At 67.5% G+C, this 23,014-nt stretch carries 22 protein-coding genes, 1 tRNA gene and 1 other RNA gene; 13 read left to right on the top strand and 11 right to left on the bottom strand.

Features of this window, described 5'->3' with window-relative positions; genetic code table 11:
• Positions 1-23: 23 nt before the first annotated feature.
• Positions 24-2,159 carry a M3 family metallopeptidase gene (locus M3B11_RS00620; protein WP_259874566.1) on the bottom strand — a complete coding sequence of 712 codons (2,136 nt, stop codon included), beginning with the start codon at positions 2,157-2,159 and terminating at the stop codon, positions 24-26.
• A gap of 48 nt (positions 2,160-2,207) precedes the next feature.
• Between M3B11_RS00620 and M3B11_RS00615 the strand changes: the two genes are divergently transcribed.
• From M3B11_RS00615 to M3B11_RS00605, 3 genes are all read left to right on the top strand, one after another.
• Positions 2,208-3,464: an MFS transporter gene (locus M3B11_RS00615; RefSeq protein ID WP_259874564.1), complete on the top strand. Its 1,257-nt coding sequence runs from the start codon at positions 2,208-2,210 to the stop codon at positions 3,462-3,464.
• Between the two features lie 173 nt (positions 3,465-3,637).
• Entirely contained in the window at positions 3,638-5,161 is a 1,524-nt protein-coding gene (locus tag M3B11_RS00610; RefSeq protein WP_259874562.1) for an aldehyde dehydrogenase family protein, read from the top strand.
• A gap of 134 nt (positions 5,162-5,295) precedes the next feature.
• Positions 5,296-5,754, top strand: coding sequence for a DUF779 domain-containing protein (locus tag M3B11_RS00605; RefSeq protein WP_259874561.1), 459 nt, complete (start codon positions 5,296-5,298; stop codon positions 5,752-5,754).
• 117 nt (positions 5,755-5,871) lie between these two features.
• Here M3B11_RS00605 and M3B11_RS00600 read toward each other — a convergent pair whose 3' ends face one another.
• Positions 5,872-7,362: an Ig-like domain-containing protein gene (locus M3B11_RS00600; protein ID WP_259874559.1), complete on the bottom strand. Its 1,491-nt coding sequence runs from the start codon at positions 7,360-7,362 to the stop codon at positions 5,872-5,874.
• A gap of 207 nt (positions 7,363-7,569) precedes the next feature.
• Positions 7,570-7,665: signal recognition particle sRNA small type (ffs, locus tag M3B11_RS00595), an RNA gene on the bottom strand.
• Between the two features lie 232 nt (positions 7,666-7,897).
• Between ffs and M3B11_RS00590 the strand changes: the two genes are divergently transcribed.
• A complete protein-coding gene (locus tag M3B11_RS00590) occupies positions 7,898-8,365 on the top strand; it encodes a TenA family protein (protein ID WP_259874557.1) in 468 nt (155 codons plus the stop codon).
• Entirely contained in the window at positions 8,325-8,591 is a 267-nt protein-coding gene (locus M3B11_RS00585) for a hypothetical protein (RefSeq protein ID WP_259874555.1), read from the top strand. Before M3B11_RS00590 ends, M3B11_RS00585 begins: the two co-directional genes overlap by 41 nt.
• Before the next feature lie 134 nt (positions 8,592-8,725).
• Here M3B11_RS00585 and M3B11_RS00580 read toward each other — a convergent pair whose 3' ends face one another.
• Positions 8,726-10,219, bottom strand: a complete 1,494-nt coding sequence (locus M3B11_RS00580; RefSeq protein ID WP_259874553.1) for an N-acetylmuramoyl-L-alanine amidase — start codon at positions 10,217-10,219, stop codon at positions 8,726-8,728.
• A 277-nt stretch (positions 10,220-10,496) separates the two neighbouring features.
• Between M3B11_RS00580 and M3B11_RS00575 the strand changes: the two genes are divergently transcribed.
• Positions 10,497-10,581, top strand: a tRNA-Ser gene (locus M3B11_RS00575).
• A 200-nt stretch (positions 10,582-10,781) separates the two neighbouring features.
• Here M3B11_RS00575 and M3B11_RS00570 read toward each other — a convergent pair.
• Positions 10,782-11,222 carry a hypothetical protein gene (locus M3B11_RS00570; protein WP_259874551.1) on the bottom strand — a complete coding sequence of 147 codons (441 nt, stop codon included), beginning with the start codon at positions 11,220-11,222 and terminating at the stop codon, positions 10,782-10,784.
• A 382-nt stretch (positions 11,223-11,604) separates the two neighbouring features.
• Between M3B11_RS00570 and M3B11_RS00565 the strand changes: the two genes are divergently transcribed.
• Positions 11,605-12,312 (top strand): DUF1345 domain-containing protein, encoded by a 708-nt coding sequence (locus M3B11_RS00565; protein ID WP_170273122.1) that lies wholly within the window; start codon positions 11,605-11,607, stop codon positions 12,310-12,312.
• A gap of 45 nt (positions 12,313-12,357) precedes the next feature.
• Here M3B11_RS00565 and M3B11_RS00560 read toward each other — a convergent pair whose 3' ends face one another.
• The gene (locus M3B11_RS00560; protein WP_259874549.1) at positions 12,358-12,771 is read right to left on the bottom strand and encodes a hypothetical protein; all 414 of its coding nucleotides are present in this window, start codon (positions 12,769-12,771) and stop codon (positions 12,358-12,360) included.
• A 247-nt stretch (positions 12,772-13,018) separates the two neighbouring features.
• Here M3B11_RS00560 and M3B11_RS00555 point away from each other — a divergent pair, with 247 nt between their 5' ends.
• From M3B11_RS00555 to M3B11_RS00545, 3 genes are all read left to right on the top strand, one after another.
• On the top strand, positions 13,019-13,861 hold the full coding sequence (locus M3B11_RS00555; RefSeq protein WP_259874547.1) for an SDR family oxidoreductase: 843 nt from the start codon (positions 13,019-13,021) through the stop codon (positions 13,859-13,861).
• A 1-nt stretch (position 13,862) separates the two neighbouring features.
• Entirely contained in the window at positions 13,863-14,711 is an 849-nt protein-coding gene (locus tag M3B11_RS00550) for a hypothetical protein (RefSeq protein ID WP_259874546.1), read from the top strand.
• Between the two features lie 104 nt (positions 14,712-14,815).
• The gene (locus M3B11_RS00545) at positions 14,816-15,403 is read left to right on the top strand and encodes a peroxidase-related enzyme (protein ID WP_259874545.1); all 588 of its coding nucleotides are present in this window, start codon (positions 14,816-14,818) and stop codon (positions 15,401-15,403) included.
• A 165-nt stretch (positions 15,404-15,568) separates the two neighbouring features.
• On the opposite strand, the gene M3B11_RS00540 is transcribed toward M3B11_RS00545, so the two are convergent.
• Positions 15,569-16,132 carry a hypothetical protein gene (locus M3B11_RS00540; RefSeq protein WP_311197702.1) on the bottom strand — a complete coding sequence of 188 codons (564 nt, stop codon included), beginning with the start codon at positions 16,130-16,132 and terminating at the stop codon, positions 15,569-15,571.
• Positions 16,133-16,183: 51 nt separating this feature from the next.
• The gene (locus tag M3B11_RS00535; RefSeq protein ID WP_259874543.1) at positions 16,184-17,248 is read right to left on the bottom strand and encodes a polysaccharide deacetylase family protein; all 1,065 of its coding nucleotides are present in this window, start codon (positions 17,246-17,248) and stop codon (positions 16,184-16,186) included.
• A gap of 338 nt (positions 17,249-17,586) precedes the next feature.
• On the opposite strand from M3B11_RS00535, the gene M3B11_RS00530 reads away from it, so the two are divergent.
• Complete coding sequence (locus M3B11_RS00530) at positions 17,587-19,722, top strand: VWA domain-containing protein (protein WP_259874541.1); 2,136 nt, start codon at positions 17,587-17,589, stop codon at positions 19,720-19,722.
• A gap of 125 nt (positions 19,723-19,847) precedes the next feature.
• On the opposite strand, the gene M3B11_RS00525 is transcribed toward M3B11_RS00530, so the two are convergent.
• Positions 19,848-20,399 carry an N-acetyltransferase gene (locus M3B11_RS00525; RefSeq protein WP_259874539.1) on the bottom strand — a complete coding sequence of 184 codons (552 nt, stop codon included), beginning with the start codon at positions 20,397-20,399 and terminating at the stop codon, positions 19,848-19,850.
• Positions 20,400-20,445: 46 nt separating this feature from the next.
• Here M3B11_RS00525 and M3B11_RS00520 point away from each other — a divergent pair, with 46 nt between their 5' ends.
• Together M3B11_RS00520 and M3B11_RS00515 are read left to right on the top strand one after the other, a co-directional pair.
• Positions 20,446-20,787, top strand: coding sequence for a hypothetical protein (locus M3B11_RS00520; protein WP_259874537.1), 342 nt, complete (start codon positions 20,446-20,448; stop codon positions 20,785-20,787).
• 130 nt (positions 20,788-20,917) lie between these two features.
• Positions 20,918-21,388 (top strand): SRPBCC family protein, encoded by a 471-nt coding sequence (locus tag M3B11_RS00515; protein WP_170273131.1) that lies wholly within the window; start codon positions 20,918-20,920, stop codon positions 21,386-21,388.
• Positions 21,389-21,501: 113 nt separating this feature from the next.
• On the opposite strand, the gene M3B11_RS00510 is transcribed toward M3B11_RS00515, so the two are convergent.
• Entirely contained in the window at positions 21,502-22,113 is a 612-nt protein-coding gene (locus M3B11_RS00510) for a PepSY domain-containing protein (RefSeq protein ID WP_259874535.1), read from the bottom strand.
• Between the two features lie 184 nt (positions 22,114-22,297).
• Positions 22,298-22,834 (bottom strand): type 1 glutamine amidotransferase domain-containing protein, encoded by a 537-nt coding sequence (locus tag M3B11_RS00505; protein ID WP_259874533.1) that lies wholly within the window; start codon positions 22,832-22,834, stop codon positions 22,298-22,300.
• Positions 22,835-23,014: the final 180 nt, after the last annotated feature.

Raw genomic sequence — 23,014 nt, 5'->3', positions numbered from 1 at the left:
AGAGCAGGTCAGTTGCGGGCAGGTCAGGTGGCAGCGTCATGGCGCGGGGCGAAGCCGCGCCGGCGCAGCAGCGGACCGACATCCGGGCGCTGGCCGAAGAAGTCGGTGAAGGTCTCCATCGGATCAGTCGAGAAACCCGGGGCGAGCACGGCGCGGCGGAAGGCGTCACCTGCCTCGGGGTTGAGTCCGCCGTGCTCCTCGAACCATTCGCTGGCGAAGGCCGCGAGCATCTCGGCCTGCAGATACGCGTAGTATCCGGCGGCGTAACCGCTGGCGAAGATGTGCGAGAAGTACGTGGTGCGGTAGCGCGGCGGCACAAGCGGGGAGAAGCCGGCAGCCTCCAGCACCGCGGTCTCGAAGGTCAGCACGTCATCGACGCGCTCGCCGGCTTCCAGCAGGTGCCAGCTCTGGTCGAGCAGTGCGGCGGCGAGGTATTCGATCGTGTCGAATCCGGCGCCGACGTCATCGGCTTCACGGATACGGGCAACGAGTGCGTCGGGAATCGGCTCGCCGGTCTCCACGTGGCGGGCGTAGTGCGGCAGCACCTGCGGGTGCAGCGCCCACATCTCGTTCAGCTGCGAGGGGAACTCGACGTAGTCGCGCGGCACAGCGGTGCCGGCCCGGTCCGGGTAGGTGCTGTCGGAGAACAGCCCGTGGAAGACATGGCCGAACTCGTGGAACAGGGTGCGCACCTCGTCCATGCTCAGCAGGCACGGCTGCCCGGCCACCGGCCGGGTGATGTTCATCGTCATCGAGATGACCGGCAGCTCACCGGTGAGCCGGCCGGGCGAGACGAGCTGGTCCATCCATGCCCCGCCGCGCTTGCCGGCACGGGCGAAGGGGTCGACGCAGATGAGCCCGATGGCCCGGTCGTTCTCGCACGCCTCGTAGACGGTCACGTCCGGATGCCAGGCCCTCATCGGCTCCCCATTCTCGTCACAGGCGGGGCGGAACTCGACACCGTAGAGGTGGCCGGCGGCGTAGAAGACGCCGTCGTGGAGCACCCGGGTGAGCTCGAAGTAGGCGGCGACCTGCTGCGGGTCGACGGAGTAGCGCTCGCTCTGCAGCCGCTGCAGCCAGTAGCGCACGTCGGCCGGGGCGATCTGCTCGGGTTCGAACTGCTCGTAGATCGCTGAGATCTCGGCCTCGAAGGTCTGACGCGCCGGGTGGAGGACGCCGGCGAGCAGATCGCCGACGGCATCGGGGCTGTCGGCGGTCTCATCGTCGATGGTGTATTCGGCGAAGCTGCGGAAGCCCAGCAGCTGGGCGAGCTCGGCGCGCAGCGCGGTGATGTCGCTGACGATCTGCCGGGTGTCATGCTCCCCGCCGCGGCAGCCGCGGGCGATCGAGTGCTCGAAGATCCGCTGACGGGATGCCGGTTCGTGCAGCTGGGCCAGCTGCGGCTGCTGGGTGAAGTTCAGCAGCGGCAGCGCATAGCCGTCCTGCCCGTCCTGTCGTGCGCGCCAACCTGCGGACTCGACGGCCGCCTCGGGCAGCCCGGCGAGAGCGGCGGCGTCGTCGAAGTGCACGGCCAGCGCCGAGGTGTCGGCGGCCAGGTGCCGCGAGAAGGCCTTCTCCAACCGGTCGAGCTCAGCGGAGATCTCAGCGACCCGGGTGCGCTCAGCGTCATCGAGCCGCACACCGGTGCGCACGAAGTCGCGGATGAGCAGCTCGTGATGGCGTTTGTCCTCCGGATTCAGCTCACTCGTCGGCACCGCTTCGAGCCGGGCGAACAGCTGCCCGTCGAGCAGCAGCTGCAGGCGTGAGCGCACCAGCAGCTGGGAGGCAGCCGCCAGTGCGGTGCCGAACTCCTCGGTCTGCAGGTTCGACTCGAACAGCCGCATGAGCGCCTGCAGCCGAAACGCCGGCTCCTTGGCCTGGTCGATGCGGATCGTCGTATTCGTCAGGGACGGCTCGTCTGCCTGCGCGAGGATCGCGGCGACCGCCTGCCGCTGCTCGGCGACCACCGCCTCGGCGGCGGTCGTGAAGTGACCCGGCTCGATCGCAGCGACATCGGGCAGCCGCAGCCCGACCGGGCCGTGGACGTAGTCGAGCACCGGATTCGCTCCCGGCGCGGTCACCGGCGTCGAGGCCAGCGCCGTTCCATCAGCCGGCGACGACGTGGGCTCGGACGCGGCGGGGTGGCCGTCGGAATGCACTGCGGACTCCTTGTTCTGCGCACGAGGCGCGAGCGTATGCTGGGACTGATGAGTGAGGACGACCGGGGCTTCGAGGGTTATCGGCGCGGGGAGCCGATGACGCGCAGGATCGAAATCGGCCTGCTCATGGCGGGCCTGGCGACCTTCACTCTGCTGTACAACACTCAGGCCATTCTGCCGTATTTCGTCCGCGACTACAGCATCTCCCCGACCAGCGCAGCACTCTCCGTCTCCGCTGCCACCGCCGGGCTGGCGCTCGGGCTCATCGTCGCCGCCCCGGTCAGTGAGCGCATCGGCCGGGTGCGGCTGATCCGCTGGTCGCTGCTTCTGGCCTCCGTGCTCGGGATCGGCGTCGCCGTCGTCGATGACTGGGCGCTGTTCCTCCTCGCCCGCTTCGTCATGGGCGTGGTGCTCGCCGGGCTGCCGGCGACTGCCGCAGTGTACCTGCGTGAGGAGATCCACCCGTCCTACGCCACCTCGGCAACGGGCCTGTACATCTTCGGCACGACGATCGGCGGGCTGTCAGCCCGACTCGTCACTACCGGCACCATCGACCTCCTCGACCGCCTCGGGCTCACCGCGGCGATGCCGCTGAGCCCCGCGCACATGGCCCTGGCCGCCACTGCCGTCGTATCGGTCGTCTGCGCGGCCGCCTGCTGGGCGCTGCTGCCCGAATCCCGCGGATTCGAACCCCGCCGGCAGTCCCCACGCGAACTCATCGGCAGCTTCGGCCGGGCCTTCCGCGACCCGGTGCTGCTGGGCCTGTACCTCACCGGCGGGCTCGGGATGGGCGTGTTCGTCGGCGCCTTCAACGTCCTCGGGTTCCGTCTCGAAGCCGAACCGTATCTGCTGTCGATCGGCGCGATCGGCCTGCTCTACCTCATCTATCCGGTCGCCGGCACCGTCAGCGCGCTCGCCGGCCGGGCCGCCGACCGGTACTCGCTGCGCGCGATCATGCCGTTCGGCTCGCTCATCGCGCTCATCGGCATCGGCCTGCTCATCGCCCGCCCGCTGGTCGTCATCATCGCCGGCATGGCAGTGCTGGCGATGGGCTTCTTCATCATGCACTCGCTGGCCTCAGCCTGGGTGGCCGTGCGTGCGAAGGCCTCGGTCGGGGTGCCGGCGCAGGCGGCATCGATGTACATGCTCTTCTACTACGGCGGCTCCTCGATCAACGGCAACCTGGCGCCTGCCGCATGGGAGCTCGGCGGCTGGACCGGGGTGACGATCCTCAGCGGCGCGATGATGGCTGTTGCCTTCGTCATCGCGCTGCTGCTCGGCCGCTCCCGGCCGGTCGTCACCTGAGGTGTGCGGCAGGTTCTCCACCGCTCCCGAGGCGGTGGCCGGGTTGTGTGCGAATCCCCAGCCGGTGCCTGTTGAGATCTGCATCACACCCTCGTAGGGTGAGGGTAAGCAGCGCCCCTGCGGCCTGCAGTGGTGCTGTCGCACCCCTCCAACCGTCTCAAAGAGGAGCATCCATGACTGTCTACGCGCAGCCGGGATCTGAGGGCGCCAAGGTCGCCTTCGAGCCCCGTTACGACAACTACATCGGCGGCGACTGGGTCAAGCCGGTCAAGGGCAACTACTTCGAGAACATCACGCCGGTCACCGGCCGGGCCTTCACCGAGGTCGCGCAGTCCACTGCCGAGGATGTCGAACTCGCCCTCGACGCCGCCCACAAGGCCGCTCCGGCGTGGGGCAAGACCTCGCCGGCGGAGCGGGCAGTGATCCTCAATCGGATCGCCGACCGGATGGAGGAGAACCTCGAGATGCTCGCGGTCGCCGAAACCTGGGACAACGGCAAGGCGATCCGCGAACCGCTCAACGCCGATCTGCCGCTGGCGATCGACCACTTCCGCTACTTCGCCGGCGCGATCCGCGCCCAGGAGGGCGCGCTGTCCCAGATCGACGAAGACACCGTCGCCTACCATTTCAAGGAGCCGCTCGGCGTCGTCGGCCAGATCATCCCGTGGAACTTCCCGCTGCTCATGGCCGTGTGGAAGCTCGCCCCGGCCCTGGCGGCCGGCAACTGCGTCGTGCTCAAGCCTGCAGAGCAGACCCCGGCCTCGATCATGGTGCTCGTCGATCTCATCGGCGACCTGCTGCCGCCGGGCGTCATCAACGTCGTCAACGGCTTCGGCGTGGAGACCGGCAAGCCGCTGGCCTCGAACAAGCGCATCGCCAAGGTCGCCTTCACCGGTGAGACCACCACCGGCCGGCTCATCATGCAGTACGCCTCCCAGAACCTCATCCCGGTGACCCTGGAGCTCGGCGGCAAGAGCCCGAACATCTTCTTCGCCGATGTCATGGCGGACAAGGACGCCTTCTACGACAAGGCGCTGGAGGGCTTTGCGATGTTCGGCCTCAACCAGGGCGAGGTGTGCACGTGCCCGTCGCGCGCACTCGTGCAGGAGTCGATCTTCGACGAGTTCGTCGAGGCTGGGCTCGAGCGCGTCAGGGCGATCAAGCAGGGCAATCCGCTCGATACTGATATGCAGGTCGGTGCGCAGGCATCGAACGACCAGTTCGAGAAGATCAAGTCCTACCTCGACATCGGCAAGCAGGAGGGCGCCGAGGTGCTCGTCGGCGGCGAGGTGCGCGAACTCGACGGCGACCTGGCCGGCGGCTTCTACATCCAGCCGACGGTGTTCAAGGGCCAGAACTCGATGCGCATCTTCCAGGAGGAGATCTTCGGGCCCGTCGTCGCACTGACCTCGTTCAGCGACTACGACAACGCGATGTCGATCGCCAATGACACCCTCTACGGCCTCGGCGCCGGCGTGTGGAGCCGCAGCGGCAACGTCGCCTACCGGGCCGGACGCGAGATCCAGGCCGGACGCGTGTGGGTGAACAACTACCACAACTACCCGGCCCACGCGGCCTTCGGCGGCTACAAGTCCTCGGGCATCGGCCGGGAGAACCACCTCATGATGCTCGATCACTACCAGCAGACGAAGAACATGCTCGTCAGCTACTCAGAAGACGCCCTCGGCTTCTTCTGATTCTGCCATCTGCGACGGGCCGGAGCGGCGCACAGCACCTGTGCCAGCCTGCGGTCAGACCGCTCGCCGGCCTGGCTGCCGGCCCGGCTCGTCGCAGCAGCACAGTGCACAAATATGCACGGAGATGAGGTCCGATGTCCGATGACACCACCATCGCCGAAGGAGCCGCCGCAGCAGCAGCCGATCCGGCCGTGCTCGACTCCGCCCCGACGATCGAGGGGGAGACCCGTTCACGGGTCGCCCTGACGGAGGCGGCCGTCGAGCTGCTTCAGCAGCTCATCGACCAGCACGGGGATCTGATGTTCCATCAGTCCGGCGGCTGCTGTGACGGGTCGACGCCGATGTGCTTCCCCGCAGGGGAGTTCCTCACCTCGGATGCCGACGTGCTGCTGGGCCGGTTCGAGATCCCACGGCCGGCCGGCACCACCTCGGAGCTGGAGTTCTGGATGTCAGCCGAACAGTTCGACTACTGGAAGCACACGCATCTGACCGTCGATGTCGTGCCCGGGCGCGGCGCCGGATTCAGCGTCGAGACGCCGACCGGCAAGCGGTTCCTCATCCGCTCGACCCTGATGGACGTCGACGAGGGCTGAGCGCCGGGCCGGCTGAGCCGCCGGCCGGACCGCCGGAACACGACTGGGGCCAGGAGAGTGAATCTCCTGGCCCCGCGTCAGCTGTCTGCCCGTCCGCTCTGTGCTGTGGCGCTGCGGTCAGTCGAGTGCGGAGAGCTCCTGCCACTCGTCCCAGTCGTAGACCCAGTCGGCGACGTCCGAGTCCTCTTTCGACAGGGACACCGAGGAGCCTTTGACGATGACCGGGTCGCCGTAGATCGCCGAGTCGTAGTACTCCTTGGCACGCTCATTGGTGAGGTTGATGCAGCCGTGCGAGACGTTCGCCGAGCCCTGCGAGCCGGCAGACCACGGCGCACCGTGGATGAACTCGCCGTTGTTGTGGATGCGCACCGCCCAGCGCACCGGCGTCGAGTACCCCCAGCGCTCCGAGGTCATCGTGTAGTTCGCCGCTTTCGACATGACGATGTGGGTGCCGTTGAACGAGGGTGAGCGTGCTGCGCCGAGCGAGGCGGGATAGTCCATGATCGTCTCATCTCCGCGGGTGACGATCATCCGGTGCGTCTTGGCATCGGCGGTCGTGGTCTGCTCTCGGCCGATCGAGAAGTCCAGCGAGACGTCCTTCTCACCGAAGCGCGTCTGCGAGAACGGCACGTCCTCCAGAGCCATCGTCACCTTGACCTTCGAGTGCTCTGGCCAGAACTCCTTGGGCCGGTAGTGCACCCGCGAGATCCCGTCGGTGTCGTACAGCCAGCCCCACGAGCCCTCGACCTCGCGCTCCTTGCCGTCCTCGTCGGTGACCTCGACGGACAGCCGGTGTTCGATGTCATCGCGGTAGGACTCCGGCACGGTCGCGCCGATGTTCACGATGATCGGGGCGGCCACGCCGACCTCCTGGTCATCGCCGATGACGGTGAAGATCCGCGCCGAGCGGCCCTGCGGTTCGGTCGTCGTGATCGTCCCCGAAGCCTCATGCGTGGCACCGTCCGGGGTGACGGTCGTCGCCGTCCACTCGTAGTCGGCGTTGCCGGCCAGCCCGTAGCTGGAGACCCAGCGGGTGCCCTGGCCCTCGGCATCGTCGCTGCTGGGGGCGCCGCCTTCGTTGGGAGTGCTGCCGCCGTTGGTCGTGCTGTCGCCGCTGGGGACGCCACCTTCGCTGGGAGTTGCGTCTGCGCCTGCGGCGCCGCCGCCGACGTTGGCGCTCTCAGTCTCCGTCGCCGAGGCGGTGGCCGGCTCGCTCGGATCGGTTCCCTGGGTGCCGGAGTCGAAGGTGCCGTCGACACTCACCTCAGGGTGGTCGGCATCGGTGACGGTGACCTCGGTGAATTCGCCGCCGGACACGGTCAGCGCGAAATGCCCGCTGGGGTCGAGTTCGATGCTTGCACCATCAGCGTCGGCTGCACCGGTGGTGCTGTCTGCCTCCGGTGTGCCGCTGGCACCTGCCGCCGAGGTGGGTGTAGCTGAGGCGTCGCCATCGTCGACGACCGAGACCGTCACCTCGGGTGCGGGGTGCGGTTCCGCGCTCGGAGCCGCCGCGGATCCGCGCTCAGCATCGGGTGTCGCCGTGCAGGCGGCGAGGGCGATGGCGAGCGAGACGCTGAGGCCGGCAACGAAGGGGCGGCGACGGAGCATGAGGGACCTTTCTCATGGCAGTGAAGACGATGCACAGTCGCAGAACTGCGAGGGCAGGAATGGGAAGGCGACAGCACAAATAATAGGAACCGCGATGTAACGGCCGTGGAACAATGCGCGCCCTCAGCCTGCGGATCGCCGAGCAGATAGCGTGTGACCAGCACAAACAGTGCGGAGGGATGTTGCGCAATTGTGACAGCGCGTCAATGCGAGGACTCCCCGTGCACCCGCCAGAGCTCGCTTACCCTTGCTGCCTTCCGGCCCTGGGGGAGTTCACAAGATGACGCCACACGGGGAGCCGCATAACAGTCTAGACCAGGCAGGGACCGAACCAAAAACGCCTGAGACGACCAGCGCCTCGGGCACGGGAGACGGGCTACAGCGGGTCGTTGACAGGGGAGTGCCGCCAGCGGTACTGAGCCCACACCGCGCCCACACCGCCATCGGGGGACCCTCACCTACAGATCGCGTTCACAACCTCGCGGGGAAGTACACTTAGGAACCTGATCCGGGTGATACCGGCGGGGGAGATCACATGATACAGATTCAGACGACCATTCACGTCCCGGCCGACTCGCCGGTCGGGCGGCTGCGGCTCGGCGACAGCGCCGGGCAGTGGGACGCCGCAGTCGGGCACCGCTTCGTCGACGAGCTGTTCTCAGGCACCATCGAGGATGCGGTGCTCGCCGGCTGCCTCGTGCAGGACTATCAGTTCTTCGACGCGTTCCTCTCGATGCTCGGCGGATGTGTGGCGCACGCCGATCGGCGCGACTCCAAGCTGCGGTTCGCCGCCCAGCTCGGGATGCTCGCGGCCGATGAGGACGGATACTTCCAGCGGGCCTTCCCGCAGCTCGGCGTCGCCGAGGACGACTGGCGGAACCCGCAGCTGTCGCGCGGCAGCCGGGTTCCAGGCCGAGATGTACGATGCGGTCGCGCAGGCCGAGTACGCAGACCTGCTCGTCATGCTCGTCATCGCCGAGTGGCTCTACCTCGACTGGGGTGAGCGCGACGCCCCGCTGCCTGAACGCTATGTCCACTCCGAATGGATCGAGCTGCACCGCGGGGAGGCGTTCAGCTCGTGGTGCCAGTTCCTCGTCGATGAGCTCAACCGGGTGTGGCCGGCTGCCGAGGCCGCGGGCCGGGCCGCGGAGCTCACCGCCCGCTGGGAGCGCGCGGTGGCCCTGGAGCTCGACTTCTTCGATGTCACCTACGAGGGCCGCGACAGCTGACCGGGGGCGTGCGGCGGCTGACCAGGGGCGTGCGGAGCGAGGTCTCGCTGACCGTGCCGCCACAACGCACGGGCGGGCTGGGGATCGCTCCCAGCCCGCCCGTGCGTGACCTGATGTCGGCCAGCCTGCGCGGTTCAGGCGTTGCGGTCGGTGGCACCCGGCTGCAGACCTGAGTCCTTCTCCGAGCCCTTCTCCTCGCCCTTCTTCTCTTCCTTCGGCGGGTCCTTCTTCACCGGCTCGCCGTTCTTCTGGATCTCGGCGATGTCTTTGCGCATCTGCGGCAGCTTCGCATAGAGCGCGTCGCCTGGGCAGTCGGTCTGGCCGAGGTCGCGGTGGCCGGAGACGACGTTGATCTTCGTGCCCTTCAGGGTGGTCTTGCCGTCGGCATCGACACCGGAGAGCGCGAGCTTCCAGGCGATCGCATGATCGACCGCATCCAAGGTCTCCTGCGGGGGCGCGGACTTATCGTAGCTGCCGATGACCGAGATGCCGAAGCTGCCCTGGTTGTAGCCGACGACGTGCGCGCCGACCGGGTTCTTCTTCAGCCCGCCGCCGCGGCCCTCCCACAGGCGGCCGTACTTGTCGGCGAGCATGTTGTAGCCGATGTCGTCCCAACCGCGGCCCTGCTGGTGGTAGTGCTGGATGCCGCGCAGGATCGCCGGAACGTCTTCAGCCGTGTAGTCGTTCGACCCGCCGGTGTGGTGAACGACCGCGGCCTGCACCTTGCCGGTCATCGCCGGATCCGACTTCGGCTTCGCGGCACCCCAGGCCTTGCGGTGCTCGATCTTCGGGGCCTTCACACCGCTGTCCTTGGCGACAGTCTGGGCTGCCGCGTCGCCGGGTGCGTAGGCCATCGTCGCCGTGCCCGAGGCGGCAGGCGCCTGAGCATCCGAGGCGTCGGCAGCTCTGTCGGTCACCGGGGTGTTGAACTCAACGGCGGTCTCATCGCTGCTCCAGCGCTTCGGGTCGACGCTGAGGATCCTCGCCTCGTGCGGGGTGGCGTCACCGAGGATGCGCAGCTGCGCGGCATCGATCCCGGCCAGCGAGTACGGTTCGGTGCCCGAGGCGCCAGGCTGCTCGGGGTCGTTGTCGGTGTCGAGACCCGACCAGGCACTCCACATACCGTCGGTGCGGGTGCGGATCTCGACCTCGGCGTCCTCTGCCCCGCGCCACACGACCCCGACGATGCCCGGGGCATCATCGGCAGGTTCGACGACATCGGATAGGGCGGCGATCGTGCGGCCGTCCTCGGTGATGTCAGTGGCCGAACCGTGGATCGCATCCCTCGGTGAACCGCCGTCCGGCGCCGAGGTGTCGGCCTGGCTGGCAGGGTAGGCAAGCGGTTGTGCCGGGGCGGTGGTGCCGCTGGTTCCGGGTGCCGGTGTGCGCAGCAGGGAGGGCAGGAACGAGAAGTGATCCGCGCTCTGCTGGGCGGCTGCGGATTCGGCTGCCGCTGAGCGGTCGCGGGCGCCGGGGATCCCGATGCCGGAGTCGCTGATCTCAGCGAGGTCGATGGCGTTCATCTCAGGCTGCGGATCCGCGCCGAAGGCGGCGGACGGTGCGAGCCCGAGTCCGGTCAGCATGCTGGCGGCGACCGCCGTCGCAGCCGCAGAAGCGATGTAGCGCATGTATGCCTTTCGAGGAAGGGGAAGACAGGCATTCCGGCGGCGCCGACGCTGGATGCGCAGGACTCGCCGTGTGCCACTATGACACGCATTCGCCCAGATGTCTCGGGTAGGGGTGCGAGAAGTCGGCAGTCGTTGCCGAATCGAGTTCTTCGTACTCTGCGACGGGAATCGCGCTGTGCGCCCCGGTGTCCGCGGCAGCAGCGCGGGAGGACAGGTGCGCCGCCGGTCGCGCGGGCTCGATTTCGCTTAACGTTCGGGTTCCGGTAAGATTTCCTGCGGAGGATTCGCCTAGCGGCCTATGGCGCACGCCTGGAACGCGTGTTGGGTTAACGCCCTCAGGGGTTCAAATCCCCTATCCTCCGCGCGATGGCGAAGGCTCCTGACCCGAGAAGACGTGGTCAGGGGCCTTCGTCTTGTGCTGGTGGAGCGTGTCAGTCCTGATGCTGGGCCGTACATCGGCTCCAGCGCTGCCAGTGTCATCTGATAAAGCGCGAATCGGCGGTCGCGGCCGAGCGCGAAGTCCCCTGACCAGCACGCTTCGGGGGACTTCAGCATCAGCACATCAGGGCTGGAAGTCATCGGGTCCGTGGAATGCGGCACCGAGCTTCGTCTCCAGGATATCCATGGTGTTCTGCTCAGCCAGGTGTGTGTACGCCGTCCACTTCTCGTCATCATGCGTGAAGAAGGCCGCTTCGTAGTCACCCTGCACCGACGGCATCGTCTGGTGGAAGTCGGAGTCGACATCGGCGCTGTCGGTGAAGAAGCGCAGCAGTACGCGTTCCTTGCCGTCGGGATACATCTCTGTCGGGGCCGATCGAACGCAGTCGACGGCCACCAGCGCTCCCTCCAGTGGCCCGAACAGGCCCTCATCCTGAGGTCCCTCGTCGAGTCGGCTCCACTCACTCAGCGGTGTGCCGGGAGTGAACTCTTCTCGCTCACTGCAGGCGCCGCGACCCATCACCGACTCCACTGCCGCACCGACCTTCTGCTCAACGGCGGACATGGGATCAGCCTTCGAACCCGTGCCTGCACCGTCCTTCTGCGCTGGGCCCGTGGCATCCTCAGCAACGGGTTGCTCGCCACCCTCAGGCGCATCCTCCCCGGCCGTGTCCTCGGGGGCAGGGCTTGGAGTGGAATCGGCTGGTGGCTGCGAACTGCTGCCGCAACCAGCCAGCACCATGAGCGATGTCAGGAGGGCGGCGGAGAGGACTGAGGGCGTGCCAGGGCGCATGAGCGGTGCCTTTCCGGTCTCAGAGTGCTGGTGACGGAGTTCACATCGATCCTATGGCACCCGGACTGGTCACGGCCGATCACCGACGCATACCGCATCTGCCTGGCTACACTGTCCTCAGTGCCGAACCCGCGATCCGAGTGAGGGCGAGCCGTTGAAGACTTCGACCGATGTTGTCCGCTACTCCGTTTCGACCGCTGCGGCGACCCTCCTGACCCTGCTGATCGAAACGGCCGGAATCCTCCTGCTGCGCCCAGACTCGACGGACGGATCGCTGCGGACTGAGCTCGTCGTCCTCTTCTACCTGCTGTTCTGGAACCTTTTCGTCCTCATCTACGTCACGTGGACGATACGGAGCTACAAGCTTCTGCGCGGACCGGCGCTCATCGATCAGGTGCGTCGCGAAGTCCGGGTGCAGAGCCGCTGGTGGGCGCGGGCTTTCGGGTTCAGTGGTGCGACGAACTTCGCTGTCACCGCTGCCGCCTTCGCCATCTTCCTCACCGTCGTGCTCGCCCAGACTGAGGTGGTGCGCCAGTCGCTGCTCTACCTCGCACTCGGCGTCCTCGCCGTTGCCGCCTCCTGGGTGTTCATGGTCTTCGCCTTCGCCGCCGCCTACATGCACCTCAACGTGCCGGCCGTCGAGAGGCGCCACATCCGCTTCCACAGCGAACCGCCCGAGGAGTTCGACGACTACCTTACCCTGGCAGTGCTCGCCTCGACGATGGCCGCCGGCATCTCAGCACAGATCCGCACGAAGGCTGCCTGGAGGCAGGTGCGCACCAATGTCGTCGTCGCCTTCGGGTTCAACTCGCTCGTGCTCGCGATGATCGTCTCGGTCGTCATCTCCGCCCTGTCCCGGTGACGGCGCTGCCGCCTAAGGCACCGGGCCCGAGGCGGCGACTGGCGGTCACTTCCGGCGCGGGGTGAACGACGTGGAGCACTTCCACGTCGTCTTGCCCTTCGTCGCGGTGACGGTGATCTTGACTGCACGGTTCGGGGTCGCGCCCGAGGTGTAGTACTTCAGGCTCGCCTTGCCCTTCGTCGAAGCGGTGGCCCGCTTCTTCGTCTTCGTCGTCTTGTAGTGTGCGACGGTTTCGACCTTGGCCTTAGAGCCGACCTTCGAGACCTCGACCCAGGTGTTCGAATACTGGCGCGGCTGGCTGACCGACATCTTCGCTGAGCAGGCCTTCGGCGCGGCCGCAGCAGGTGCGACATCGGTGAAGACGGAGCCGGAGATGAGAGCGAGCGCGGCAAGTCCGGCAGCCAGTGAGCGGCGAGCCGAGGTGGTGGCAGAACCGCGGGTGAAAACAGCAGCAGTCATGGCAGATCCTTGGAAGAGATGTGAATGAGAAGAAGGTGGCACTGCCTGCGCGTTCGGTAGGTCAAGGCATCATCAGCTGTTTCGTTCCGCAGTGCCGGTGATACAGAGCATCATACGCCCACCGGGGTATCGGCAGAGAATCGGGTCGCACGCGTCTGTGTGCCTGTCCGCCTCACTGTGGCCCCGTGACGGCACCGAGCGCCTGTACGCTGAGTCCAGAGCCGCCAAGTGACGGAAGGAGAGGACGATGAAGCACCCCCTGAGCGGACGCACCGTTCTCATCACCGGCGGCGGCAGCGGCATCGGCCGGCTGCTCGCCGAGGGTGCCGCCGCCCGCGGCGCCCGGGTGGTGATCTGGGATCTCTCGCCCACCTCGGGTGCGGCAGCCTGCGCCTCGATCCGGTCCCGAGGCGGTGCGGCGACCTCCTTCGCCGTCGACGTCACCGACCGGGAGGCAGTCGCCTCCGCAGCGGAGGAGACCGGCCCGGTCGATGTGCTCGTCAACAACGCCGGAGTCGTCACCGGCAAGCGGCTGCTCGACGCTGCCGATGAGGAGATCGAGCGGACCTTCGCCGTCAACACCCTCGCCCTGTACTGGGTGGCCCGAGCGTTCCTGCCGGGCATGATCGACCGCCGGTCCGGGCTGGTGGTGACGATCTCGAGTGCGGCGGGCCTGGTCGGGATGGCGAAGCAGACCGACTACTCGGCCAGCAAGTTCGCCGCTGTCGGATTCGCCGAATCGCTGCGCGTCGAACTGGCCAAGGACAACACCGGTGTCGATTCCTTCGTCGTGTGCCCGTACTACATCGACACCGGCATGTTCGCCGGCGTGAAGACGAAGTTCCCCCGCCTGCTGCCGATCCTCAGCCCAGACTATGCCGCTGGCCGGATCCTCGACGCGATCGAGTCCGGGCGCGTCCAGCTCATCATGCCCCGGTTAGTGCGCACCCTGCCGCTCGTGCGGATGCTGCCGGCCGCCTGGTTCGACCAGATCATGAACGCCCTGGGCGTCAACAACACGATGGATGCCTTCACCGGGCGCAGCCAGCAGGCACAACCCGATGTCGCAACAGCAGATCGGCAGGTCTGAGATGAGCTATCCGCCGCACCAGCCGGAACCTCCGCCGCTGCCCGGGCCAGGGCGGCCGCCCTGGCCGCCGCAGTCGCAGCCACCGCCTCCGTTCCGGGCCTCCGAGCCGCGAGTCCCGTACCCGCGCCCCGACAAGACTCCCGGCCCGGACAAGACCCCCGGCCCAGGCCCTGCCGACCGGCGTCAGCCGCGCTGGACCTCCGACGTCGGCCGCTGCGTGGGGATGGCGATCGTGTGGCTCGTCATCGGCACTGTGTTCGTCATCGGTGTGCACTTCAGACTCGTGCGCCACAACAACGGCACAACCGTTGACAGCACGGAAGTCTTCGCGGCGATGTGGCTGGGACTGCTCGGCATGGTGGTGCCGTTGGCCTTCATCGGAGAGAAGCGCGTCGATCGCGGAGTGCGCTTCGACGGGCTCGTCTCGATGTTCACCGTCAGCTCCGTCCTCGTTGCGCTCATGGGACTCATCGCCGCGGTCGCCTGGAAGCCGATCATCGGCTCCGAAGCCGTGCCCGGCAGCGTGCTCGACGAGCTCTTCTCCACCCTCGCGGCTGCGCTCATCATCTTCCTCTTCCTGCTCACGGCGACCGCCGTCGCGATCGCCGCGGCCATTCCGCTGGCGGCTGGTGCGTTTCCGCGCTGGGTGAGCGCCGGGATCGGTCTACCGGTGTGGATCATCGCCGGCATCGCCAGCGGGTTCGCGGCGATCTTCGTCTTCGGCGGCCCGCCGACACTGCTGCGGCTGGTGCTGTGGTTCCTCGCCGCCCTCGTGAGCCTGACGGTCATGTGCCTCGTGCTCGTGCTGGTGCAGCGCTGGCGGGTCAGTCACGGCAACATCCCACGCTGAGACTCTCAGACTCTTCGGCCGCAGGCGCCAAGGCGCTGAGACTCTCTGCTGCTGAGGCGCTGAGACGACGGGCCGGAAGCTGCCGGAGCGCCTATCGTATGAGTATGACGCACACCACAGATCGCTATCCCGCCGCTGAGCTCACCGACCTACCCGCCGATATCCGCACCCGCATCGAAGAGGTCGGTCAGCAGACCGGCTTCGTGCCCAACGTCTTCATACACCTCGCGCGCCGGCCCGCGGAGTTCCGCGCCTTCTTCGCCTACTACGACGCGCTCATGGAGAAGGACACAGGCAACCTCACCAAGGCCGACCGGGAGATGATCATCACTGTCACCTCGGCGGCCAACAGCTGCCTGTACTGTGTGGTCGCCCACGGGGCGGTGCTGCGGATCTTCGAGAAGGACCCCTACATCGCCGATAAGGTCGCGCTGAACTACCGGCACGCCGATCTGCCCGCGCGGCAGACGGCGATGCTCGACTTCGCAATGAAGGTCCAGCAGACCCCGTGGCTCATCTGCGATGACGACTTCGCGACGCTGGCCGTCCACGGGTTCGACGACGAAGATGCCTGGGACATCACCGCCATCACCGGGTTCTTCGGACTGTCGAACCGGATGGCGACTGTCACCGGGATGACCCCGAACCCGGAGTTCTACCTCATGGGCCGGGCGCCCCGCGACAAACGGTGACACCTCAGTCGGCCGGCGGCACCTCAGTCGGCGCCGCCACGGTCGGTGACGGCCCTGTCGGTGACATCTCAGCACCCGCCGAGTCCTGACCAGATATCGCGCACCCGTTCTTCACGCTCGCGCCAGCAGCGCCGGGCGCTGCACATGCGGGTGGGCAGGGCCCAATCAAGAAGATCGAATATGATTCCCCGCTGGTCGAGAGCCGCCTGCATCCGTGCCTGTCGCATCCGCCCCGATCCCAGCCGCACCCGCCCCGATCCCAGCCGCACCCGCCTGCACCCTAGTCACGGCGGGGCTGACGAGTGCGCGGGCCTGCACCCAGGTGAAGGCGGCGAGCACACAGAACAGCGCCGCGTCGAGGGCGATGTAGATGAGGTGCACCGAACTGCCCGCCTCTGCAGTGCCGGCGAGCACGGCTTCGGTGCGCGCATTCAGCAGCGGGCGCACAAGCGCGACCTTGACGATCAGCAGCCCGGCAATCGTCGCCAGCAGCGTCCAGGCCGGGCGAATCTGCCGGGTCATGACGACGGCTGAGATGAGCATGATCGCGAGCACGCCTTCGACGATGTTCATCCCAGTGAACACGAGCCGCCCGATCCCCAGCCCCAGCGGGATCGTGATCCCGGGGGCCTGGAACTTCAGCGGCGCTTCGATGAGGTCGATGGCGATGATGAGGCCCAGCCAGATCGCAGGGATGACGAGCCGGGCAGTCAGGGCAGCAGAGCGCATGACGGCAGTCTACGCCCGGCCGGCGCCACCGCCGTCAGCTGACCAGCATGCTCAACCGATGATCCCAAAACGGTAGCCGGCGTCCTGGTAGTGCTTGATGATCGCCGGCAGCGCCTTGGTCGTCAGCTGCTTGTTCTGCGCATCGTGCATGAGCACGACCTCGACGTTCGGGTTCCCCTCAGCGTCCCGGCGCTGGGTCAGCCGGTCGAGCTGACCGGCCACGTCGTGGGGTCTGCGGCTGGCGGGTTCGGCGTCGCCGTTGACGGTCGACCAGTCGATCCACGTCGCGCCGCGCTGTGCGAGTGCGGCATCGGCAGCCGTGATGTTCTTCCACGACATGTGTCCGCCGGGATACCGGTAGGCCGTCGAGGCGTAGTCCTCCCCGAGCACCCCGCGGACAGCGGCAAGTGCATGGTCGTAGTCCCTGCCGATCTGCTCGGCAGCGGCCTGCTTGCCGGGATACAGCCGCTCGTAGTCATGCGAGTGCGAGTGGATCGCCACCGCGCTGCCCTGCTCGATGACGTCGCGGACGATCGGCGCGGTGGACTCGTCGATCTGCTTTCCCACCTGGAAGAACGTCGCGTGCACGCCGTGATCGCGCACCACCGTCAGGCTCTCCGCCGTCTGTGCCGTCGGCCCGTCATCGAAGGTGAGGAACACGATCTTCTCATCCGGGTAGCCTGGGGCCGTGCTGCCCTCGCGCAGCCATGTGCTGACCTGGGCGGCGGGGTAGGCGTAGTCCTCGGCTGCTGCAGCATACGCCTTGCCCGGTGCCACGTTCGAGGCGGTGGGCGCCTTCTCACCCAGCTGACCCGGCGGCCGGGTCGGGGTCTCCTGCGGGGCGGTGAGCTCAGGCTGCGGAGCCGAGTCCGGCTGCTTCTCATCTGCGTCGCCGAGGTGGGCGTCCGGAGCGGTCTGCGGGCGCGACTCGCGACCTTCGGCAGTGGAGTGCGAGGCCGGCTGGGCCCGGTGCGTCTCGGCATAGTCGGCCGAGACCGTGCGTGCCGACTGCGTATCATGCAGCAGAGTGTGGGCGGCGGCTGGGGCGACGGTCAGGGCACCGAGCCCGACGGCGGTAGAGGCAGCCAGAGTCGCCAGCCGCTGACGCGAAGTCATGGGGAAGTCCTTCCGCGGTTGCGTTCTTCTCCGCATTCAACTCCCGATCCGCCGTGATTGCCAGCACCCAGGCCGATCACACAGCGACTTTCCGTCCGACGCCCCGAACCGGGCCATCGGGGCCGGGGCCATCTGGGCCCGATCGCTGTCATCGGGGCTTCACCGATCGCTGTCATCGGGTTTTCACCACAGTGTCACGAGACTGTCACACGGGTGCGCTGTTCGATCACCTGAGCGTGCGCTGGGGCAGGGTACATTGGCTCCCAACCGCACATCCAGTGCCCGCCCGGCATCGCTGCCGGCAGCGCACAGGCCATGACCGAGACGAAGGACATCCGATGAGACTGCCCACTCGCATCGCAGCCGCACTCGCCGCGTGCGCCCTGACCCTGAGCATCCCGACCGTCGGTTCCGCTGCCACCACCGTCGACAGCGCCGCGGACGCGGCCGCTGCCGAGGCGGCCACCGGTGCGGCCGCTGCCCACATGGCCACTGACGCGACCGCTGCCGAGGAGACCGCCGCCTCGGGCGCGAGCAACCCAACGGCTGGTCCACCTGCCGATCCCGCCACCGCCGGCGGTTCGACCGCCGGCAGCGGCGGCGGCAGCCAGCCGGTCATGCTCATTATCGACGGTTCGGGCTCGATGAAGGCAGCCGACGTCGACGACAAGGGCACCACCCGAATGGATGCTGCGAAGGATGCGGCCAAGGAGGTCATCGACAACCTCAACGACAGCGCCCAGGTCGGCCTGACCGCCTATGGTATGAACACCGGCAGCGCTGATTCGGAGAAGGCCGCCGGATGCAAGGACATCGAGGTGCTCTCCCCGGTCGGGCCGATCGACGCCGACGGGCTGAAGAAGCAGGTCGACTCGATCAAGGCCTCCGGCTACACGCCGATCGGCGAAGCGCTGAAGAAGGCCGCCGCCGAGCTGCCCGGCGACGGATCCGGCGGCATCGTGCTGCTGTCCGACGGTGAGGACACCTGCGCCCCACCGCCGCCGTGCGATGTGGCCAAGGAACTCGTCGAGGACGGCGTCGACCTCAAGATCCACACCGTCGGCCTGCGCGTCGATGAGGAGGCCCGCACGGAGCTCACCTGCATCGCCGATGAGACGCAGGGCACCTACGCTGATGCTGAGGACACCACCAGCCTGCAGGCCTCGATGCAAGCCGCTGCGCGTACCGCGCTGACCGGCTACGAGGCCCAGGGCACCCCGATCACCGGCGGTGAGGACCGCGCGTCCGCCGTCGACATCCAGCCCGGCCAGTACCTCGACAGCCTGCCGACCGGCTCCGGTGAGATCACCGAGTCGACCGGCGTCCGCAGCTACAGGTTCCATCTTGACGAAGGCCAGCGCGGTCTTCTCTCAGCGACGATGATCCAGCCGTGGTCGGACTCCGGCAGGGTCGACTATGACGCGGTGAAGATGGTCGTGAGCTCTGCGCAGAACGAGTACTGCATGCGCAACGACACCACGCTGGCCAGCGCGATGAATCTGGGCGACCTGCCGCCGAGCGCCTTCATCGACACCGGGGCGATCGGCCCGGACAACGCCCGCGTCGAAGGGTCCGATTGCTTCACCGAGGCCGGGGACTACATCGTCACCGTCGAGCGCACCGGCGGCAGCGACCAGACGAAGGACACACCGTTCCCGCTTGAGCTCAACCTCGTCGTCCAGCCCGGAACCGACCCCGCTGACTTCCCGGAGCCTGCGACCGGCCCGGAGCAGCTCGACTTCCTGCCCGCACCCGGTGATCAGGCGAGCCCGCTCGGCGGGGGCACCTCTTTCGGCACCGCCCCGGAGCTCAAGGACCCGGTGGTGACCTCGAGCATCAACGTCGGCGAGGTGCAGTACTTCAAGGTGCCGGTCAAGTACGGCCAGCAGATCCGCGTACGCGCCGACTTCGAAGTCCCCGGCAAGGACAAGGCGGTAACGGGCAACCCGAACCTGTGGATCCTCAACCCGCTGCGCCAGGAGGTCACCTCGGTGCGTCCCGGTGAACCCGGCGCACACGACTTCGACAACCAGGAGGACATCTTCGGCGACGAGGGCCACGCCTATACCGGCAGCCGGCAGGCCACGGTGCTGGCGCTCAACTCCGCGGTGCCGGTCAACCCGCGCAACCTCGACGGCGAAGACGACCCGAAGTTCAAGACCTCACCGGTGAGCTTCGATGGGTTCTACTACTTCGCCTTCAGCTACTCAGACATCCACGGCGAGTCCTTCGGCACACCGGGGGAGTACACGCTGAGCTGGGATGTCGTCGGCGACCCGACCGACGGCCCGGGTGCTGAAGGCGCAGGGGATACCGGTGATGACGGCGACGATCAGGCTGCTGGCGGCGGCCAGTCGGTGTTGATGAGTGCACTCACGTGGGGCGGCATCGCCCTCGGAGCGATCGTGGTCATCGGCGCGGCGCTGGTCACGATCCTGCTGCTGCGCACCCGCCGCGCACGCCTCGGCGGCTGACATACACCGTGCTGAACCGCCTCGGGGCCGGAAGATCCGCGCCCGAGGCGGTTCCTGCGTTCCGCCCGCTGGTGCGGTGGGCGGGTCGTACGGAGACTGGTCGGTGCGGTGGCCGGGCTCTCAGGTCATTGGGCGCCGCGGGTCATGCGGATCTCGGCCAGGTCATCAGCGGCCGCGTCGACCTCGCGGGTGCCGTCGGGTGTGAAGCCGTTGCGGGCGTAGAAGCTGCGGGCGCGCGGATTGTCCTCAGCCACCCACAGGGTGGCCGGCGCAGTGCCGATCGCCGCATCCAAAAGCGCCTGGCCGAGACCGGTTCCGTAGTGGCTGCTGAGGACGTACAGCGCCCACAGCTCCAAGCCGGTGCGGTCGTCATCGCGGGCCTCACCGACGCTCGCGAACCCGATGACATCGGTGCTCGGCAACAGGCCCGGTGCCGTGACCGGGGCGCCGGCATCTGTGCGAACGGCTAGGCGCGTGCGCGCACATGACTCCGGCTGCGTCAGCCACTGTGCCCACTGCTCGGAGCGGGTGGCCAACACCGCATCGTCGTAGAAGCGCTCGTCCAGCAGGTGGCCGTAGGCCTCCCGCCATCCCGCGACGTGCACGCGCGCAATCGCGGCCCCGAGCTCAGCGTCGGGCTCCGGATCGGGCTGTGGGGTGATGATGGCGAACGGCATGACAGCACCCTAGAGGAGGGGCTCGGGCTCGTCTAGACTCAGGGGCATGTCCTTCTCGATCATCGACGTCGGCAACGAGCTGCTCGAACGCGCCGCCGACGAGCCGACGAAGCTGGCAACCAAACGGATCCCCTCGGACAATGCCGCGATCGTGCGCATCCTCATCGCGATGCGCAGCGGCGCGCAGCTGTCCGATCATCCCAACCCCGGTGAGGCAGTCATCACGATCCACCGCGGAGCTGCCACCCTGACCGGCGAATCCGGTGAGGCGACCGCCCTCGACTCCGGCGAGACCGCCGACATCCCGCAGGAGACCCATCGGCTTGATGCCGACCGTGACACGATTGCTGTGCTCACCCTCATCCACCGCAGCCGCCTGCAGTCCTGAACCATCGCCGGTCAGCGCGCCCGTCAGCCGGCAGACGGGCTGGCTGGCCGGTCAGCAGATCCTGGCAATCCGCTCCAGGTGACGGCCAGGTCCCTTGTCCCCGCTGGGCAATGTTGGCAGAGTTGGAGACATGACTGAGAACGCTACGAACATCACCGTCACCCGCACGATCGATGCCCCGGCCAAGGAGATCTTCGACCTGCTGAGCCTGCCGGAGCGCCACCACGAGTTCGACGGCTCGGGCATGGTGCGCTCCGATGACAAGTCGGATCGCATTCAGGCGGTCGGCGAAGTATTCGTCATGAACATGCACGCCGAGCACATGGGTGGGGACTACCAGACGTACAACCACGTCACCGCCTTCGACCGCGACAAGATGATCGGCTGGCAGCCGGCTCCGGAGAAGAACAAGGACAACCCGGACGGCTGGGAGTGGCTGTACGAGTTGCGCCCGCTCAGCGCCGACTCGACCGAGGTGACGCTCACCTACGACTGGTCGAAGATCGACGATGAGAAGCTCGCCTCGATCTTCCCGCTGGTGAGCGAGGCCGAACTCGACGACTCCCTCAATCAGCTCGCAGCCGCCGTCTCCGGAAGCTGAGCCACCGCCTCGGGAGCGGAAACCCCCCTGCATGAGGATCGCCCGGTCGCTGTCAGCGCAGCGCCCGGGCGATCGTCATGCAGGGGCGGCCTCACGGCCGCACGGGCAGCAGATCAGTCCTCGGTAACCTCACCGGTATCGGCATTGACGGCGACCTCTTCTGAGTCGCCGTTCTGCTCGATGTCGAACTGGTACTCCAGGCGGTTGTCGTCCCAGCTGTAGGACCATTCCGTGATCCGGCCGTCACGCACCTCCAGGGCCTTGTCGCGGGCCTCTTCGAAGGTCATCGGATCATTGAGATCGATGGCCTTCTCCTTGTCGTTCGTGCTGTCCTCTTCGGTCTCGACGATCTCACCGGTGTCGGCGTTGACGTCGACCTCGTGGTCGGTGCCGTCGACGAGCGTCGTGACGGTCCAGACCCAGGCGTTGTGGTCGTCCTCCCAATCGATTTCGATGGCATGGACAGTGCCCTCGCCGGCCTCCTGGGCGGCGGCGTCGATGGCATCCTGGGCGCTGGTGGCGAACTCATGGGTGGCCAGGTCGGCGTCCTTGGGGGTGCCGTCACCGGAGTCCGCGCCCGAGGTGTCCCCGCCGGTGGCCTCGGAGGTCGCCTCCGCGCCTGCGGGCTGGGTCGGGCTGTCTTCAATCGCGTCGTCGCCTCCGCTGCAGCCGGCGAGGACTGCGGCGAGGGACACTGTTGCGATACCTACCAGAACTCTGCGCATAAGGTGCTCCTTGGTCGGCGGATTGATTGGCTTCAGGATAACAACGCCGGATCAAGGCGCCTTGTGCAGCCGATGCCGACGTGGGAGCCGTTCTGAGCTGCGCATGACGGTGCCCGGGGCAGCAGAAGCGCTGCCCCGGGCACCGGTGTCACTGCCGCCGGCCGAGCCGGTCAGCAGCTGAGCGTCACTTCGAGAGGGTCTCGATGAGTGCCTTGTTGAAGACCTCCAGATCACCGGGATTGCGAGAGGTGATGAGGTTGCCGTCGACGACGAGTTCGGAGTCTTCCCAGGTCGCCCCGGCGTTCTGCAAATCGACCTTGAGCGACTCGTACGAGGTCAGCCTGCGTCCCTTGGCCAGACCGGTCTGGGCGAGGATCCAGGGAGCGTGGCAGATCGCAGCGACGGGCTTCCCGGCTGCGAAGAATGCCTCGACGAGTGCGCCAGCATCGGCATCAAGGCGCAATGAGTCGGCGTTGAGCGTGCCGCCGGGCAGCACGAGCATGTCGTAGTCATCGGCATCGGCATCGGCGACCGGAACGTCGACGTCGAAGACCTCGGCGTGCTCCCAGTCGCCCTCCATCGCCTGCAGAGTGCCCTCGCTGGGGGACACGATGAATGTCTGTGCGCCGGCCTCGTCAAGCGCCGTACGTGGGCTGGTGAGTTCGACCTGCTCGACGCCGCGCGTGAGCAGGAATGCAATCTTCTTATCGGACAGGGCCATGGTGCTCCTTCCATCGGGTGTGTGATCCACATCTGCATAAACGACGCAGCCCAGGCGAGTATTCCGTGCCCGAGGCGGTGGCGCCCGAGGCGGTGGTGCCCGTGCCCGAGGCGGTGGTGCCCGTGCCCGAGGCGGCGGCCCGACGAGACCAGCCCGCTGCCGCCTCGACCTCGATCGGCT

It is taken from the genome of Brevibacterium sp. p3-SID960 (assembly GCF_025144725.1).
In the GTDB taxonomy this organism is placed as follows: domain Bacteria; phylum Actinomycetota; class Actinomycetes; order Actinomycetales; family Brevibacteriaceae; genus Brevibacterium.
This window is presented reverse-complemented; position numbering and strand designations above follow the sequence as displayed.